Origin of the sequence: Hyphomonas beringensis (genome assembly GCF_000682755.1) — a bacterium.
Lineage (GTDB): Bacteria > Pseudomonadota > Alphaproteobacteria > Caulobacterales > Hyphomonadaceae > Hyphomonas > Hyphomonas beringensis.
Window position 1 is genome coordinate 121,248 of the sequence record NZ_AWFF01000001.1, and the last position, 16,497, is coordinate 137,744.

The 16,497-nt window shown below is 58.8% G+C and carries 12 protein-coding genes; 8 read left to right on the forward strand and 4 right to left on the reverse strand.

Annotated elements, in window-relative coordinates; all coding sequences use genetic code 11:
* Positions 1-51 precede the first annotated feature (51 nt).
* The 8 genes from HY29_RS00590 to rsmA all read left to right on the forward strand — a co-directional run bounded on the left by HY29_RS00590 (position 52) and on the right by rsmA (position 9,707).
* Positions 52-999, forward strand: a complete 948-nt coding sequence (locus tag HY29_RS00590) for an aspartate carbamoyltransferase catalytic subunit (RefSeq protein WP_034789859.1) — start codon at positions 52-54, stop codon at positions 997-999.
* Complete coding sequence (gene pyrC, locus HY29_RS00595; RefSeq protein WP_034789860.1) at positions 996-2,276, forward strand: dihydroorotase; 1,281 nt, start codon at positions 996-998, stop codon at positions 2,274-2,276. The genes HY29_RS00590 and pyrC overlap by 4 nt, the downstream gene beginning before the upstream one ends.
* 68 nt (positions 2,277-2,344) lie before the next feature.
* Positions 2,345-2,962 carry a glycerol-3-phosphate 1-O-acyltransferase PlsY gene (gene plsY / locus HY29_RS00600; protein ID WP_034789861.1) on the forward strand — a complete coding sequence of 206 codons (618 nt, stop codon included), beginning with the start codon at positions 2,345-2,347 and terminating at the stop codon, positions 2,960-2,962.
* Positions 2,959-4,065, forward strand: coding sequence for a DNA-processing protein DprA (dprA, locus tag HY29_RS00605; protein WP_034789862.1), 1,107 nt, complete (start codon positions 2,959-2,961; stop codon positions 4,063-4,065). Before plsY ends, dprA begins: the two co-directional genes overlap by 4 nt.
* Before the next feature lie 161 nt (positions 4,066-4,226).
* The gene (locus HY29_RS00610) at positions 4,227-6,416 is read left to right on the forward strand and encodes an LPS-assembly protein LptD (protein ID WP_155838155.1); all 2,190 of its coding nucleotides are present in this window, start codon (positions 4,227-4,229) and stop codon (positions 6,414-6,416) included.
* Between the two features lie 160 nt (positions 6,417-6,576).
* Positions 6,577-7,821 (forward strand): peptidylprolyl isomerase, encoded by a 1,245-nt coding sequence (locus tag HY29_RS00615; protein ID WP_034789864.1) that lies wholly within the window; start codon positions 6,577-6,579, stop codon positions 7,819-7,821.
* 51 nt (positions 7,822-7,872) lie between these two features.
* Positions 7,873-8,868 (forward strand): 4-hydroxythreonine-4-phosphate dehydrogenase PdxA, encoded by a 996-nt coding sequence (gene pdxA, locus HY29_RS00620; RefSeq protein WP_241765097.1) that lies wholly within the window; start codon positions 7,873-7,875, stop codon positions 8,866-8,868.
* Positions 8,865-9,707, forward strand: a complete 843-nt coding sequence (gene rsmA / locus HY29_RS00625) for a 16S rRNA (adenine(1518)-N(6)/adenine(1519)-N(6))-dimethyltransferase RsmA (RefSeq protein WP_051600969.1) — start codon at positions 8,865-8,867, stop codon at positions 9,705-9,707. Before pdxA ends, rsmA begins: the two co-directional genes overlap by 4 nt.
* A 58-nt stretch (positions 9,708-9,765) precedes the next feature.
* On the opposite strand, the gene katG is transcribed toward rsmA, so the two are convergent.
* From katG to HY29_RS00645, 4 genes are all read right to left on the reverse strand, one after another.
* Positions 9,766-11,958 (reverse strand): catalase/peroxidase HPI, encoded by a 2,193-nt coding sequence (gene katG / locus HY29_RS00630; protein WP_034790504.1) that lies wholly within the window; start codon positions 11,956-11,958, stop codon positions 9,766-9,768.
* Positions 11,959-12,226: 268 nt separating this feature from the next.
* The gene (locus HY29_RS00635; protein ID WP_034789895.1) at positions 12,227-14,380 is read right to left on the reverse strand and encodes a sodium-translocating pyrophosphatase; all 2,154 of its coding nucleotides are present in this window, start codon (positions 14,378-14,380) and stop codon (positions 12,227-12,229) included.
* 142 nt (positions 14,381-14,522) lie between these two features.
* Positions 14,523-15,464, reverse strand: coding sequence for a thiamine-phosphate kinase (gene thiL, locus HY29_RS00640; RefSeq protein ID WP_051600970.1), 942 nt, complete (start codon positions 15,462-15,464; stop codon positions 14,523-14,525).
* 26 nt (positions 15,465-15,490) lie between these two features.
* On the reverse strand, positions 15,491-16,450 hold the full coding sequence (locus HY29_RS00645) for an acetyl-CoA carboxylase carboxyltransferase subunit alpha (protein WP_034789897.1): 960 nt from the start codon (positions 16,448-16,450) through the stop codon (positions 15,491-15,493).
* Positions 16,451-16,497: the final 47 nt, after the last annotated feature.

Here is a 16,497-nt window from a genome sequence, read left to right on the forward strand (position 1 = left end):
TTGCCCGAAGCCAGAATCGCGCCTAAACCGCCGAAAATCGAAAGGGCCTCCATGAGCAAGGCGGCATATCACTACACCTTCGAGCACGAGCATTTGTTAGGCATTGAAGGCCTTCACCCGCTCGATATCACTCACATTCTGGACCTCGCGAATGAGTATGCGGAAGCGACTCGGGCGGGCCAGCGCGCCGATCCGGTCTTGTCCGGAAAGACGGTGGTGAACCTGTTCTTCGAGAACTCCACCCGCACGATGAGCAGTTTCGAGATTGCCGCTCGCCGTCTTGGCGCGGATGTCATCTCGATGCCGGTGGCTCAGTCTTCGGTCAAAAAGGGCGAGACCCTGATCGATACGGCGATGACACTGAACGCCATGAAACCGGATGTGCTGGTGGTCCGTCACTCGGCCTCCGGTGGTGCAAAGCTGCTGTCTCGCAAGGTCGATTGCGCGGTCATCAATGCTGGCGACGGCACGCACGAGCACCCGACGCAAGGTCTGCTCGATACGCTGACGATCCGCCGCAACAAGGGCCGGGTCGAAGGCCTGAAAGTGGTCATCTGCGGAGACATTGCGCACTCCCGCGTTGCCCGCTCCACCACTCAGGCGCTGCACCTGCTCGGCGCAGAGGTGCATTTGTGTGCGCCGCGTACGCTGTTGCCCTCGGGAACAGAGACATGGGGCGCAGCCTCTGCCACGTCTGACTTTGACGCCGCCCTGCAAGGCGCGGATGTCGTGATGATGCTGCGTCTGCAGCTAGAACGGATGGACGGCGCCTATTTGCCCAGCCGACGCGAGTATTTCAGCTATTTCGGCCTGACGCAGGAACGTCTCTCCCTCGCCCGGAAAGACGCCATCGTGATGCACCCCGGCCCGATGAACCGGGGCATTGAGATTGAAAGCGCGATTGCCGATGGCGACCGCTCTGTGATTACCGAACAGGTCGAAATGGGCGTCGCTGTGCGTGAAGCCGTCCTTCACCTGCTGGCAGGAGGCCGCTCATGAGTCTCTCCATATACAATGCCCGCCTTCTGGACCCGGCTACTGGCCTGGACGAGACCGGCGCGGTTCTGATCGAGCATGGTCTCCTGACCGCGATCAGCCCCGGCGCGACGGGACCACATTCTGATGCAAAAGAAAGCCTGGATGCTGGCGGGCTCTGCCTCGCACCAGGCCTGATCGACCTACGCGTCAAAACCGGCGAGCCCGGCGATGAGCAGAAAGAAACGCTGGCGACGGCCTCCCGCGCCGCTGTTGCGGGCGGGGTGACAAGTCTGGTCGTCATGCCGGACACAAAGCCCGTGATTGATGATGTGGCACTTGTCCGCTTCATCTCGGATCGGGCGAAGACCAGCGCCAAAGCACGCATCTACCCGGCAGGTGCGCTGACGACGGGTCTCAAAGGCGAGGCGATGGCCGAGATCGGACTGATGGCAGATGCCGGCGCGGTTCTGTTCACCAATGGTGACGAGCCGCTGCAGAATGCCTCCATCCTGAAGCGCGCCATGACTTACGCCGCTAGCCGTGGCGCGATCATCATGTCCAGGCCTGACGACCGCGCCCTGAAAGGGTCCGGCGTCATGAATGGCGGCGCGTTCGCCGCCCGCAAGGGTCTTGCCGGTATCCCGCGCGAAGCTGAATGGATCGGCGCTGCACGGGACCTGATGTTGGCAGAGACCACAGGGTGTACGCTGATATTGGATCAGGTATCGACACCGCGCACGCTGGAACTTGTCGCGAAATCCCGCTCGGAAGGCGCGAGCGTCTTCACGACGGTCGCCGCCCACAGCCTGTTCTTCAATGAACTCGATATCGGCGACTATCTCACCTATTGCAAAGTTAACCCGCCCTTCCGGGATGAGGACACGCGGCTCGCCATGATCCAGGCGCTGAAAGCAGGTGAAATTGATGCCGTCGTATCGGCCCACGATCCGCAGCCACCAGAAGAAAAACGCCTGCCATTCGGAGAGGCGAGCTTTGGCGCGGCCGGTCTGGAGACCACGCTCGCCGCCCTGCTCAGCCTTGTCCATGATGGTCCTCTCAGCCTGCTGGAAGCGTTGGCACCGATCACCTGCCGCCCGGCAGACATGATTGGCCTGCCGCAAGGCCGACTCGCTGAAGAGGCGCCTGCTGATCTGATCCTGTTTGATCTGGGCAAGCCATGGCTGTGCGAGCGTGAGCATCTTCGCTCCCGCTCGACCAACTCCCCCTTTGACGGCCGCCGCCTTCAGGGACGGGTGATGCAGACTTTCATTGCTGGCGAATGCGTATTCACACGTTGATAATACGAGACTCTTGCTAGCCTGACGTTTCGTCCGTAGGCTTTCAATCGGGAATTTAGGAGAATGGGATGGAGGCCTCACTGGCATTTCCACTCGCGGCAATCTGCGGCTATCTGGCGGGGTCTATCCCCTTTGGGCTGCTGATTACCAAGGCTGCGGGACTGGGAGACATCCGGCAAATCGGCTCCGGTAATATCGGCGCGACCAATGTGCTGCGCACCGGCCGCAAGGATCTGGCGCTTGCCACCTTGCTGCTGGACAGTCTGAAAGCGGGGCTTCTCGCCCTTGGCTTTGGCCTGCTGGCTGGCCGGGAGGTCGGCTTCATGGCTGGCGCTGCAGCCTTTGTCGGGCATTGCTATCCCATCTGGCTGGGTTTCAAGGGCGGCAAAGGTGTCGCGACCTATGCGGGACTGTTGCCCTTTGTTTCTCTGCCAGGCTTCTACGTCGCCGCACCCATCTGGCTTGGTCTGTTCGCCGTCACGCGGATTTCCTCGCTCGCCGCGCTGACAGCAGCTGCGCTCGTTCCGCCTGGCGCTTGGCTGCTGGGGGAGCGCAACAATTTCATTCTGGGTGGTCTGGCCCTGCTGTCCCTTTTCGTTTTCTGGACGCACCGCGCAAATCTCGGCCGCTTGCTGAAAGGTCAGGAACCTCGCTTAGGCGCCAAGAAGGAAAAGCCGGACGCATGACACCGGGACGGCCACTGACAGACCAGGAACGTCTGGAGTGGCTGCGACTGGCCCGAACGCCCTATGTCGGCCCGGTCACCTTCTTCCAATTGCTCCACCGTTACAAATCAGCCAGCGCCGCCCTTGAGGCACTGCCGGAACTAACTCGCAAGAGCCGCTCCGGCCGCGAACTGGTACCGCCTGCCCCAGATATGGTTGAGCGCGAACTTGCTGCGACAGAAAGATATGGCGCACGCATCATCGCGAGTTGCGAACCAGACTATCCGCAATTGCTGAAGGCGCTCGATCCCCCTCCACCTGTTCTGACAGCGCTCGGAAATCTCGACCTTGCCCACAAGCCCACCGTTGCCATAGTCGGTGCACGCAATGCCTCCGCAGCAGGCAAGAAGCTCGCACGGGACATTGCGAGCGATCTGGGCAAGGCAGGTTTCGTAACGGTCTCTGGCCTGGCGCTCGGCATTGATGGGGAAGCTCACGCCGCGAGTTTGCAATCTGGCACGATTGCCGTGCTCGGCGGCGCAGTTGATCACATCTACCCGCCCCAGCATGATCGCCTTTATGCCGAGATCGCAGAGAATGGCCTGATCCTGTCCGAAAGCTATTTTGGATATCGCGCCAAGGCGCAGGATTTCCCCCGCCGTAATCGCATCGTGACGGGACTGGCACGGGGGGTTGTCGTGGTCGAGGCCGCAGAAAGATCCGGCTCGCTCATTTCCGCGCGCATGGCCGGGGAACAGGGCCGCGAAGTGATGGCCGTCCCCGGCTCACCGCTGGACCCGCGCTCGGCAGGCACCAATCGCCTGATCCGTCAGGGTGCTACACTGGTGCGCAATGCGGACGACATTCTGGAAATGCTTTCAAGCCTGCCCTTTGCCGGCATGGCCTCAGACACAACGCTTTATGAAGGTGAGCCGTCAGATGACCTGCCGGAAGGCCTGGAGGAGAGAGTGCGTCAGGCCCTTTCGCCTAGCCCGATGCCTATTGATGAGATTGCCCGCGCGGCTGGCGCAACTCCGGCGCAATGCGCCGCAATTCTTATGGAGTTGGAACTGTCAGGCGATGCCGTGACACTGCCGGGCGGTCTGGCAGCGCTTGCCTTTTAAGGCATGTGTCATCGCTGCATCTTAAAACATATGAAAATTCAGCCATAAGCGCCTCATGGCTGGACGATTCCCGCCTTCCTCTCTAAGCCTTCTGGAAACCATGTGCCCGCGCGGCACGAACTGCGCTTGCGGGCGCGCAGATAGTCGTAAGGGTACGCGTTTTGGCAAAATGGCATCATGTTGCAGCTGCATTGGGTATGGCGGCCTGCCTGCCATGGTGTGCAGTTGCTCAGGAAGGCAACGCAGAACCGGCAGCTCCTGCACAAGATGAACGCGTTGTTCTGGAAGCAGACTATGTCTACGAGGTACGCGACGAGAACAAGCTGGTCGCAGAAGGCAATGTAGAAGCCCTGTATCAGGGCCGTATCCTGCGGGCAGACAAGCTGGTCTACGACCGCACAACCGATCGCGTTCGCGCGTCAGGAAATATCGTCATTATCGACACGGATGGCAGCCAGCAATTCGCTGACGAAATCGAGGTCGATTCCAAGCTGGCGGATGGCTACGCAATTGGTTTTTCAGCGCGTCTTGCTGACGGTGCAACAGTGGCAGCCAATTCCGCCATTCGGCAGGGGGATGGCGTCGATGCTCTGGATCAGGTTGTCTACACAGCCTGCCCCGTCTGCGAAGACCATAAAACACCAACCTGGTCTATCCGCGCCCGCCGCGCTGTGCTGGACCAGGAAAGCCAGATGATGTCGTACCGCGATGCGGTGGTTGAAGTGGCCGGTATCCCGGTCTTTTACTTCCCCTTCCTCGCACACCCGGACCCGAACTCTGACCGCCGCTCCGGATTGCTGATCCCGTCTGCAGGACTTTCCTCAAAGCTCGGCTTATTTTATCAGCAGCCTTATTATTGGGCGATTTCCGACTCTTCGGAGATGACCATCTCCCCCTTGGTCAGCCAGAATGTAAATCCTCTGATGGAACTGGACTTCCGAAAGAAATTCTATTCCGGCTCGATCAACTTCAATACAAGCTTCACCAAGGAGCAAGACTTCGACAGCGATGGTGAGCTGTTCGGTGAGGATACCTGGCGCAGCCACATCTATGGTAGCGGCCTGTTCGCCATCAATAATCACTGGAAATGGGGCTTTGGCGTCGAGCACCAGTCAGACGATCTTTATGATCGCCGTTACGACATTGACGGTCAGGACAGGCAACGCGGACTATATGCAAGCCAGCCTCGGCGCTTGCTATCGCAATTGTTCCTCGTCGGGCAAGGTGATGATTACTACACCGATGTTGCTTTACTGAAGTTTCAAGGCCTTCGTGCAGGTGATGATGATGGCGAGCTACCAACGGCCACCCCCATATTCTTCGGCCAGAAATACTGGGATTTGGGCAAGTTTGGCTATGCGAGCGTAGATGCATCCAGCGCGATCCTCAGCCGCGATCTCGGCGCGGATTCCCGGCGCGTCAGCCTCGGCGGTGACTGGACGGATCTGAACATCCTGCCTGGCGGTTTTACCTTGAAAACCTTCGCCGAAGCGCGCGGCGACTACTACGCCCTGGACAAGGACGTATCCGGCAAGGCCAATGTCTCCCGCTTCGTCGGCAATATTGGCACCCAGCTCGCCTATCCCATGATCCGGCCGGGTGAAGTGGTGGATATTACTGTCGAACCAGCCGTTATGGTTGCTTGGGGCCTGTCCAATGTAAACGATCCCGCCATCCCCAACGAAGACAGCCAGCTATTTGAATTTGATGAGTCGACCCTTTACGAGGCGAACAGTTTCGGCGGCTACGATTTGTATGAAGGCGATGGCAAATTGTCTGCCGGCCTGACAACGCGCGCTGTATGGAAGAATGGCCTTGACCTCAGCACGACAGTTGGCCGGCGCTGGCGTTCCCGGCCCGATCCCAACTTTAATGATGCCAGCAATCTTGATGGCACGTCATCCGACTGGGTTGTCGCCGCTTCCGCCAAATATGGCGAAGCATTCCGAGTGGATACCAGAGCGCGTCTGGATGAGGACGGCCTGCAACTCAATCGTATCGATACGACTGTATCCACACGCTTCGATCGCTTCCGCGCTGTGGGGCAGCATTACTACACGATCAGCAACCGTGACGCCGTGCAGCCCAACGTAACGCAAGGTATCTTCCTGCGCGGTGAAATACAGGTGACCGACCAATACTCTTTCTTCTTCGGTCAGTTGCGGGATATCGAGCAAAAGCTTAATGCGAGACAGCAATACGGCATCGCTTTCGAGGATGACTGCTCCAGGTTTGAGCTGGTCTACGAACGATCCGAACTCACGGACCGGACCCTGGGCCCGGAAGAGAGCTTCATGATCCGTTTCTCCCTGAAAACAATTGGAGATTTCGGGTCCAACGAGTTTGATTGATTCGCTGTTTCCGGGGCGTGAAGAGCGCCGCTCTTTTCCTAATTTCCTGTAAGATATCAGGGGGCACTGCCCTGATACGTTGCGCAGGCTCACAGGACTAGTATGGTCCGCTTGAACAGTACGCCATGGGGCCCGGTGGGGCACTCAACGGAGGCCATAAATGGTACGTCAGATCTTTGCCGCTATATCGGTTTTCGCGCTGTCCCTGACAGGCGCCGCGGCGGCTCAGGACGCCAGCAGTCAGGAACGCCTGGCGCTTGAAGGCATCGCAGCCATCGTTAACGACCAGCCGATTTCCTATTCCGATGTGCGCCAGCGCGCGCGTCTGCTACTGCTAAGCTTTGGGGGGCAACAGCCCAGCCAGGAGCAGATTCAGCAGATCACCGGCCAGGCTCTAGAGCAGCTGATCGATGAGCGGCTTCAGCTTGAAAAAGCCTCTGAGTACGAAATGGAGATTGAGCCCGAAGCCATTAATGGCGCCGTCGACGACATGGCACGCCAGTCCGGCGCAACGGGTGAACAGCTGAAACAGCAATTGCTGTCAGCTGGCGTCAATCCAGCCAGCCTTGAAGACCAGATGAAAGCCGAGATCGCCTGGAGCCGCGTTATGTCTGGCCTCTATGGCAGCCGTATCCGTATCTCCGACAACCAGGTGGATGACCAGATGGAGCGTCTGCGCAGCTCCCTGAAGAAAACCCAGTACCGCGTTGCCGAGATCTTTCTATACGCGCCAGACCCGGAAACAAAGGAACAGGCCCTCCAGGCGGCAGGAACCATTATCGAACAGCTTAATCAGGGCGCCGATTTCCGCATTGCAGCCCAGCGCATCTCCTCTGCCCCAACAGCGGCGACTGGCGGGGACATGGGCTGGATTACGGCAGAAGATCTTGAGCCTGAACTGGCCAGCGCCATCCAGGCCTCGGCCCCGCCTAGCCTGCTGAAGCCGATTGCTGTGGCTGACGGGGTCTACATTCTGAATGTCCTCGCCAAGCGCGAACCTGCAAAGCTGACCACGAAGGTTGACCTGAAGCGTCTGCAAGTCACAGACGGCTCGGAAGCGGACCTGCAAGCCGCTCTGGATACGATCCAGTCCTGCGATGACGTGCAAAGCACTGCCAACTCAAAATCCAACCTGCGCTATGCAGATATCAAGGATATTGATGTCGACGAACTGGGCCCGGAAGGCAAAACCCTGGTGCTGAACACGGAAGTTGGCCAGCCGACAGATATCTTCTCAGCGGGCCGCGGCCTTGCCGTGATGTATGTCTGCCGCCGCGAAGATGGCGCCGAGGCTCTGCCGTCCCGCGAGGACATGAAGAACTCCCTGAAAGACCGGGAACTCAACATGATCTCCGAGCGCGAGCTGCGTGACCTGCGCCGCGAAGCGACGATTATCTATCGCTAAGGCCTTGCGTCACCTCGCGTTTAGGTCAAAACCGCACGCGTGAGTGAAACCGTGACCAAACCTCTTGCCTTGACCATGGGCGACCCCGCCGGGGTTGGCCCACAAATCACCATGGCGGCCTGGCAGCAGCTGCGAGATTCGCCGCAGCACGGCTTCTTCGTCATTGGTGCGCCGGAGCTTTATGCCCCACATATGGCGGTTGAGATTATCAATCACCCAGATGAGGCACCGGAGATATTTCAGAAGGCCCTGCCCGTTCTGCCACTGGCCAACATGCCCCTCCCCAAACCCGGCCAGCCAGACAGTGACACAGCGCCAGCGATCATCAAGACTATTGAGACCGCGGTCTCTCTCTGTCTTGAAGGCCAGGCCGATGCCGTTGTTACCAATCCGATCAACAAGGCCCTGCTCTATGGTGCGGGCTTCAAGCATCCGGGGCATACTGAGTTCATAGCAGCGCTGTGCGAGTCTGCCTCCAAGAGGCCAACACAACCGGTCATGCTTTTGACAGGCGGCGGTCTGCGTGTTGCGCTCGCGACCATCCACATACCATTGCGCGAAGCCTGCAACGCGTTGACGACATCCGCTCTGATCGCGCTTGGGCAAATTGTATCGACGTCCATGCGACAGGATTTTGGCCTACTTGCCCCCAAGATTGCCTTCACCGGCTTAAACCCACATGCGGGTGAAAACGGCACGATCGGGCGCGAAGAGGTCGAGATCATCAATCCTGCAGCAGAGCAATTGCGCGCAGCCGGCATCGATATCAGCGATGCACGCTCTGCTGATACGGTCTTCGCCGAGGCCCTGACAGGCCGGTTTGATGCCATCATCGCCATGACACATGATCAGGGTCTGATCCCTGTAAAAACACTGGATATCTGGGGCGGCGTAAACAGTACGCTGGGCCTGCCTATCGTACGTACGAGCCCGGATCATGGCACGGGATATGATGCTGCCGCCGAAGGTAATGCACGGCCTGACAGCCTGATCGCAGCCATAAAACAATCCCGTCTGATGACGGATAATCGCAAGAGACTGGCATGAATGCTGACCCGACACCTCCCGGCCTGACACAGGCGACCGCCAGAAAAGCGCTCGGCCAGCACTTCCTGTTCGATCCGGATATCCTTCGCCGCACGGCCCTGGCCGCAGGGCCGATTGAAGGCCGGACAGTTATCGAGGTTGGCCCCGGCCCTGGCGGCCTGACACGCGCACTTCTGGACAATGGCGCGGCCAAACTTATCGCCGTTGAGGCAGACGAGCGCTTTGCCGAGGCGCTCAAGACATGGCCAGAACACGCTGAAGGCCGTCTGCATGTAATCCTGAAGGATGCCCGCAAGGTGAAGTGGGAATCCATGCTGACAGAGCTGGGCGCGGATATGCCGGCGATGATTATTGCAAATCTTCCGTATAATGTTGGAACCCCCCTGCTCATCAACTGGCTGAAATCCGGCCCATGGCGCGGAGACATGGCTCTGATGTTTCAGAAGGAAGTGGCCGAGCGGGTCTGCGCTGCGCCGGGAACGGACCATTACGGACGCCTCGCTGTGCTGACTCATGCCGTAACCAAGCCCCACATGGCATTCACCCTGCCGCCGGGTGCCTTCCGCCCGCCGCCAAAAGTGGATAGCGCTGTCGCCGTGCTACATCCTCTGCCGGAGGGCGAGGCATACCCGCACTTGGCCAAGCTGGAAGAGGTCGCCGGCGCAGCCTTTGGACAGAGACGCAAGATGCTGCGCGCCGCGCTAAAGCCCCTCGCCAAGCGGCATGGCATCAAGGCGGCTGAATGGCTGAAGGAGATCGGCATAGACCCGACCGCACGCGCCGAAACCCTGACGCAGGAAGAATTCCAGCGCATGGCGTCTTCCCTGATCAAGTCATAGAAAAAACGGCGCCCTGGTTTCCCGGAGCGCCGTCTTCTTGTTTCAGCAGATAGCCGGATCAGGCGAGATCGAACCGATCCGCATCCATCACCTTGGTCCATGCAGAGACAAAGTCCTGCACAAACTTTTCCTTGGCATCTTCCTGCGCATAAACTTCGGAAAGCGCGCGCAGCTGTGAGTTTGACCCGAACACGAGGTCAACCCGCGTCCCCGTCCATTTCACATTATCCGTCTTGCGGTCACGGCCCTCAAAGACGTGTTTGGAATCGCCCTTGGCTTTCCAGGCCGTCTCCATATCCAGAAGGTTCACGAAGAAATCATTCGTGAGCTTTCCTGGACGCTCCGTAAACACACCATGTTTTGACCCGGCATGATTGGCGCCCAGGACCCGCAGGCCGCCGACCAGCACAGTCATTTCAGGCGCGGACAGGGTCAGCAATTGTGCACGGTCTACCAGCAACTCTTCAGCGGGCACGGAATACTCAACCTGCAGATAGTTGCGGAAGCCATCGGCTTTCGGTTCCAACACATCGAAGGAATCGGCATCCGTCTGCTCATCAGTTGCATCAGTACGCCCCGGCGTGAATGGCACGGCAACAGAGTGGCCAGCATCTCTGGCAGCCTTTTCTACAGCCGCGCAGCCACCGAGAACAATCAGATCGGCCATGGAGACTTTCTTGCCGCCCGTCTGGGCATAGTTGAAAGCCTTCTGGACGCTTTCCAGCAGTTTCAGCACCTTCTCCAACTGCACCGGCTGGTTCACTTCCCAGTCTTTCTGCGGAGCCAGGCGTATACGCGCCCCATTGGCACCACCGCGCTTGTCTGAGCCACGGAACGTGGATGCAGAGGCCCATGCGGTCGTCACAAGCTCGGCTACTGTCAGGCCGGAAGACATGATCTTGTCTTTCAGATCAGCAATGTCGGCCGCATCAATCAGTTCATGATCCACAGCCGGAACCGGATCTTGCCAGACCAATTCCTCACTCGGAACTTCCTCACCCAGGTAACGCGAGACCGGGCCCATATCGCGGTGGGTCAGTTTGAACCAGGCGCGGGCGAAAGCATCGGCAAACTGGTCAGGGTTCTGATGGAAGCGGCGAGAGATTTTCTCATATTCCGGATCCATACGCATCGCCATGTCAGCCGTCGTCATGATTGTGACCTGCTTGCCGGAGGAGTCATGCGCTTTCGGCGCCATGTCTTCTTCCTTCACGTCTTTCGGCTGCCACTGCCAGGCACCGGCCGGGCTCTTCACGAGTTCCCATTCATAACCGAACAGCATGTCGAAATAGCCATTGTCCCATTTGATCGGATTGGGCGTCCAGGCGCCTTCAATGCCGCTGGTGATGGTGTCATCGCCATTGCCAATGCCGAAATTGCTTGTCCAGCCAAGCCCCTGTTCCGCAATGTCTGCGCCTTCCGGTTCTGCGCCGACCATGCCGGCATCACCAGCGCCGTGGCATTTCCCGAAAGTATGGCCGCCGGCGGTCAGCGCGACGGTCTCTTCGTCATTCATGGCCATGCGAGCGAATGTTTCGCGGATGTCCTTGCCCGAAGCAATCGGGTCAGGTTTTCCGTCCGGGCCTTCCGGGTTCACATAGATGAGGCCCATCTGAACTGCGGCCAGCGGATTCTCCAGCACACGCTCACCGCTGTAGCGGCTGTTCGGCTTGTCGCTTGTTGCAAGCCATTCCATTTCCGTGCCCCAGTAGATGTCTTTCTCGGGTTCGAAAATATCTTCACGGCCACCGCCATACCCAAAGGTCTTGCCGCCCATGGACTCAATGGCGCAATTGCCGGCCAGGATCATGAGATCCGCCCAGGAAATCTTGTTTCCGTATTTCTTCTTGATTGGCCACAGCAGACGCCGTGCCTTGTCGAGGTTGGCATTATCCGGCCAGCTGTTCAGAGGCGCGAAGCGCTGGCTGCCAGAAGAAGACCCACCGCGGCCGTCACCGGTCCGATAGGTACCGGCGCTGTGCCACGCCATACGAATGAAGAAGGGGCCATAATGGCCATAGTCTGCCGGCCACCAATCCTGGGAGTCGGTCATCAGATCATAAAGGTCCTGCTTGATGGCCTTCAGGTCCAGCTTTTTGAACTCTTTGGCGTAGCTGAACTCACCGCCCAGCGGATTGCCGAGTACGGGGTTCTGATGAAGAATGCTCAAATCAAGCTGGTTTGGCCACCAGTCGCGGTTGCTGCGTCCGCGCATGCCATGCATCACCGGACACTTGCCCTCTGGGGTCATGTCATTTCCGTCCATAGTACTCTCCCAATATATATTTGGTTGCTGCGACCTGGTCGGGATTGCTCGGCCAGGCTGGATACATCTTCCGCGAACATATTCAGGATTTCCGGTCCGGATCTGTCTGCGATCATGGGACAATACCCCAATCAATTGAATAGAACCAATTGATACAATCCGGACATGATATAGTAATTATCTATGGATAAGCTACGTGCATGAAAAAGCCCCCGGCGATCTGACACCGGGGGCCCCTTGAAAGGAAAGGCTTTTACAGGCCGGCGAGCACAGCCAGCAGAAGCAACGCCACGATGTTCGTGATCTTGATCATCGGGTTCACGGCCGGACCAGCAGTGTCCTTATAGGGATCGCCCACTGTATCGCCTGTCACAGCAGCCTTGTGGGCTTCCGAGCCCTTGCCGCCATGATGGCCGTCTTCGATATACTTCTTGGCATTGTCCCAGGCCCCGCCACCGGAGGTCATCGAGATGGCCACAAACAGGCCCGTCACGATCACGCCCAGCAGCATCGCGCCGACCGCGGCCAGAGCGGCTCCCTTGCCTGCGATCACGAAGATCACGGCAAACAGCACGATCGGCGAGAGCACCGGCAGCAGCGATGGCACGATCATTTCCTTGATCGCGGCCTTGGTCAGCAGGTCCACTGCGCGGCCATAGTCCGGCTTCACTTCGCCTTTCATGATGCCCGGCATTTCACGGAACTGGCGACGCACTTCCTCGACCACAGCCTGAGCTGCGCGGCCAACGGCCATCATCGACATGCCACCGAACAGGAAGGGCAACAGACCGCCAAACAGAAGGCCAACCACAACGTAAGGGTTCGCGATCGAGAAGTTGACGGAGACATTATAGAAGAAATCCCCCTCCACGGCGCGCGCCGAGAAGTATTTGAGGTCTTCCGAATATGCCGCGAACAGAACGAGCGCGCCAAGACCGGCTGAGCCAATGGCATAGCCCTTGGTTACGGCCTTGGTCGTATTGCCCACTGCGTCGAGCGCGTCTGTCGTGTCACGCACTTCTGATGGCAGTTCCGCCATCTCGGCGATCCCGCCCGCATTGTCCGTCACCGGGCCGAAGGCATCCAGTGCAATGATGATCCCGGCCAGGGCCAGCATGGTCGTCGTTGCGATGGCAATGCCAAACAGGCCAGCCAGATTATAGGTCAGGATAATGCCCGCAATGATCACGAGCGCGGGAAGCGCCGTAGATTCAAGCGACACAGCCAGCCCCTGGATCACGTTTGTGCCGTGACCGGACTCGGATGCCTTTGCGACAGACCGCACCGGCCGATACTTGGTCTCGGTATAGTAAGCCGTGATGACAACAATCAGCCCGGTAACGACCAGACCGGCCACGCCGCAGATAAACAGGTCCAGCCCGGTGATCTCACCGGTCAGGCCCAATTCAGCTGCTGCACCATCCATGACGCCGAAGCCGGCCGGCATGACGGTCGCGATGGCCAGTGCCAGGCCGCCAATCGACAGAACGCCTGTCACGATCAATCCTTTATACAGCGCGCCCATGACATCTGTTTTGCCGGGCCCGAGGTTCACAAAGAACGTGCCAACGATGGATGTCAGGATGCAGACTGCGGCAATCGCCAGCGGCAAAAGCATGATCTCGGTGATGTAGCTGGAGCCTGCGAAATAGATCGCGCCGAGCACCATGGTCGCAACCAGCGTCACGGCATAGGTCTCGAACAGGTCAGCCGCCATACCGGCACAGTCACCGACATTATCGCCCACATTGTCTGCAATCGTCGCAGCATTACGCGGATCATCCTCCGGTATGCCTGCTTCCACCTTGCCGACCATGTCTCCGCCGACATCCGCGCCCTTGGTGAAGATGCCACCGCCAAGACGCGCAAAGATCGAGATCAGAGACGCACCGAAGCCGAGCGCAACAAGAGAGTCGATGATCTGGCGCTTCTCTTCCTCAACCGTAAGGTCGAGACCAACCACCATGGTCAGCAGGCCGTAATAGATCACGATCCCCAGCAGCGCGAGACCGACCACAAGCATGCCTGTGATCGCGCCGGATTTAAACGCCAGCTTAAGCCCGGCATTGAGGCCAGACTTGGCCGCTTCCGTCGTGCGCACGTTTGCCTGAACAGACACTTTCATGCCGATGAAACCGGCAGCGCCCGAAAGAACAGCGCCAATAATAAAGCCGAGCGGTGCATGCCAGTTACGAAATGCGACAGCCAGAAGCACAACAACGACGACGCCGACTATGGCGATCGTCCGGTATTGTCGGCCGAGATAGGCGTTAGCGCCTTCTTGAATTGCTTGAGCGATTTCGCGCATTCGCGCGTCACCCGACGGGGCCTTCATGATCGAATTGATCTGAAGCCAGCCATAAAGGACTGACAAGACGCCCGCTGCTAGAGCGAGATAATACCACATGGGTTAGGTTTCCTCCCTTAAAAACAGACTTCAACGCCAGGTTATACCCTGATCATGTACTGCTTATTATAGGTATCTAGCCTGCCCGCCCTGTTCATTATAGGCAATATCGCTCGCTTAAAGGGCGAGTCAGCCCAGATCCTCACCATCCATGCTCAAAGCCGAGGGTTTCGGGGAGGTTAACGCGATCCCCCTGCCACAAAGCCCTCAAGCCAGGGGCAGCGGTCATTTCGCCAATAATCTCAATATCCATTACAGAGTCAGCGGCGAGGGAGAGGATTTCGTCCCGCTTGTTTTTTTCGGCTGAAAACAGGACCTGATAGTCATCGCCCCATGTCATGAGCCGTAGAGCTTCAGACAGATCACGAGGATTCCCGGCGAGAGAAATATTTTCGAGATTGATCTCAATCCCGCATCCGGACGCTTTTGCCATCTGTGCAGCGTCTCCGAGCAGGCCATCCGATACGTCCATGGCTGCTGAAGCGTGCTGGCCAACCAGCCCCGCAATGCGGGCGATGGGCAGTTGAGGCTCCCGATACGCGGTCACCCAGCGATCCTCTGTATCGCCGCGCTGCAGAGCGTCAAAGCCGAGACAGGCTGCACCGATCTGCCCCGTAAGCCAGACATCCTGACCCGGCCTGGCACCCATGCGCCGCACGGGTCGCGCGCCCTGGCAAACCCCGGTCAGGGTGAGAGACAGGAACAGGCCCGCAGTCGCCCTTACTGTATCGCCGCCCAACAGCTGGATGCTATGCACAGCCAACTCGTCCCCGAGGGCCTTGGCGAAGTCTGCAAGGTCAGATTCCGGCCTCTGCTGAGGCCAGCCCAGTGTCAGCAGGGCTTCAGCGGGCAAAGCCCCGGCAGAATAGATGTCGGAGACATTCACACGGACCAGCTTCCGCGCGACAGAGCCGAGCGGATCATCGGCGCGGAAGTGAACGCCTTCCACCATCGCGTCGACAGTCGCCACCACAGGTGCGCTGCCTGCCCGGCTCAATTCGGCGACGTCATCCATAAGCCCCGCAGCCCCGGATGAGCGGGCCAGCGGCGCGAAATAGCTGGAGATCCAGTCCTTCTCGGGCATTCTGTCAGGCCAGCGGGCCTACGGCACTACAGCCCTTCGCGGCCGATGGCGTAGAAACGCTCCTTGCGTTGGGTGCGCAGCTCAGCCGGGCTCATGCCTTCCAGCTCTTTCAGCGCCGCATCCAGCGCCTTGGCCGCATTTGCCATGGCCCGCTTCGGATCGCGATGTGCGCCGCCGACAGGCTCCTTCACCACATCGTCGATAACCTTGGTCTTCAACAGGTCCGGCGCAGTGATCTTCATCGCTTCGGCAGCATCCTTGGCCTTGCCGGCATCGCGATACAGGATCGATGCGCAGCCTTCCGGAGAGATCACGGAATAGATGGCATGCTCCATCATCAGCACCTTATTGGCTGCTGCGATACCGATGGCACCGCCAGACATGCCTTCGCCAATGATCAGCGTCACGAACGGCACGCCCAGGGAAAGGCCGCGCTGGGTACCGCGGGCAATGGCTTCTGCCTGGCCGCGCTCTTCACCGCCCTTGCCGGGATAGGCGCCTTGCGTATCCGGGAAGCTCAGCACCGGCAGATCGAATTTCTCGGCCAGGTCCATCAGGCGGACAGCTTTGCGATAGCCTTCCGGGTGCGCCATGCCGAAATTGTGCTTCAGGCGCTTCTCGATGGTGCGGCCCTTCTCGTGACCCATAATGACGACAGGACGGCCCTTGAAGCGCGCAAGACCGCCAACAATGGCGTCGTCATTGCCATACACACGGTCACCCGCCAGTTCTTCGAAATCCTCGAAGACGTTCTCAATGAAATCAGAGAAGTGCGGACGGTCCGGATGCCGGGCCACCTGGGTTTTGCGCCATGCGTTCAGATCCTTGTACAGGTCTTTCAGCTGCTTTGTGGACTTGGCCTTCAGCTTTGTCAGCTCGTCCTTGATTGACGGACCATCCTTGCTGGCGGCAAGCGCCTCCAGTTCGGAAATCTTCGCGTCCAGCTCCGCAATGGGCTTTTCGAAGTCGAGATATGTCATGCTCATGGCCCTTAGTTAGCAATGCCAGGCTGACTCGCCTAGCAACGATTTCA

Excerpts from the sequence above, each read along its gene's own strand:
- HY29_RS00645 (WP_034789897.1), bottom strand. The coding sequence starts at position 16,450 with ATGAGCATGACATATCTCGACTTCGAAAAGCCCATTGCGGAGCTGGAC.
- rsmA (WP_051600969.1), top strand. The coding sequence starts at position 8,865 with ATGAATGCTGACCCGACACCTCCCGGCCTGACACAGGCGACCGCCAGA.
- dprA (WP_034789862.1), top strand. The coding sequence starts at position 2,959 with ATGACACCGGGACGGCCACTGACAGACCAGGAACGTCTGGAGTGGCTG.
- katG (WP_034790504.1), bottom strand. The coding sequence starts at position 11,958 with ATGACCCCAGAGGGCAAGTGTCCGGTGATGCATGGCATGCGCGGACGC.
- thiL (WP_051600970.1), bottom strand. The coding sequence starts at position 15,464 with ATGCCCGAGAAGGACTGGATCTCCAGCTATTTCGCGCCGCTGGCCCGC.
- HY29_RS00635 (WP_034789895.1), bottom strand. The coding sequence starts at position 14,380 with ATGTGGTATTATCTCGCTCTAGCAGCGGGCGTCTTGTCAGTCCTTTAT.
- HY29_RS00590 (WP_034789859.1), top strand. The coding sequence starts at position 52 with ATGAGCAAGGCGGCATATCACTACACCTTCGAGCACGAGCATTTGTTA.
- pyrC (WP_034789860.1), top strand. The coding sequence starts at position 996 with ATGAGTCTCTCCATATACAATGCCCGCCTTCTGGACCCGGCTACTGGC.
- plsY (WP_034789861.1), top strand. The coding sequence starts at position 2,345 with ATGGAGGCCTCACTGGCATTTCCACTCGCGGCAATCTGCGGCTATCTG.
- HY29_RS00615 (WP_034789864.1), top strand. The coding sequence starts at position 6,577 with ATGGTACGTCAGATCTTTGCCGCTATATCGGTTTTCGCGCTGTCCCTG.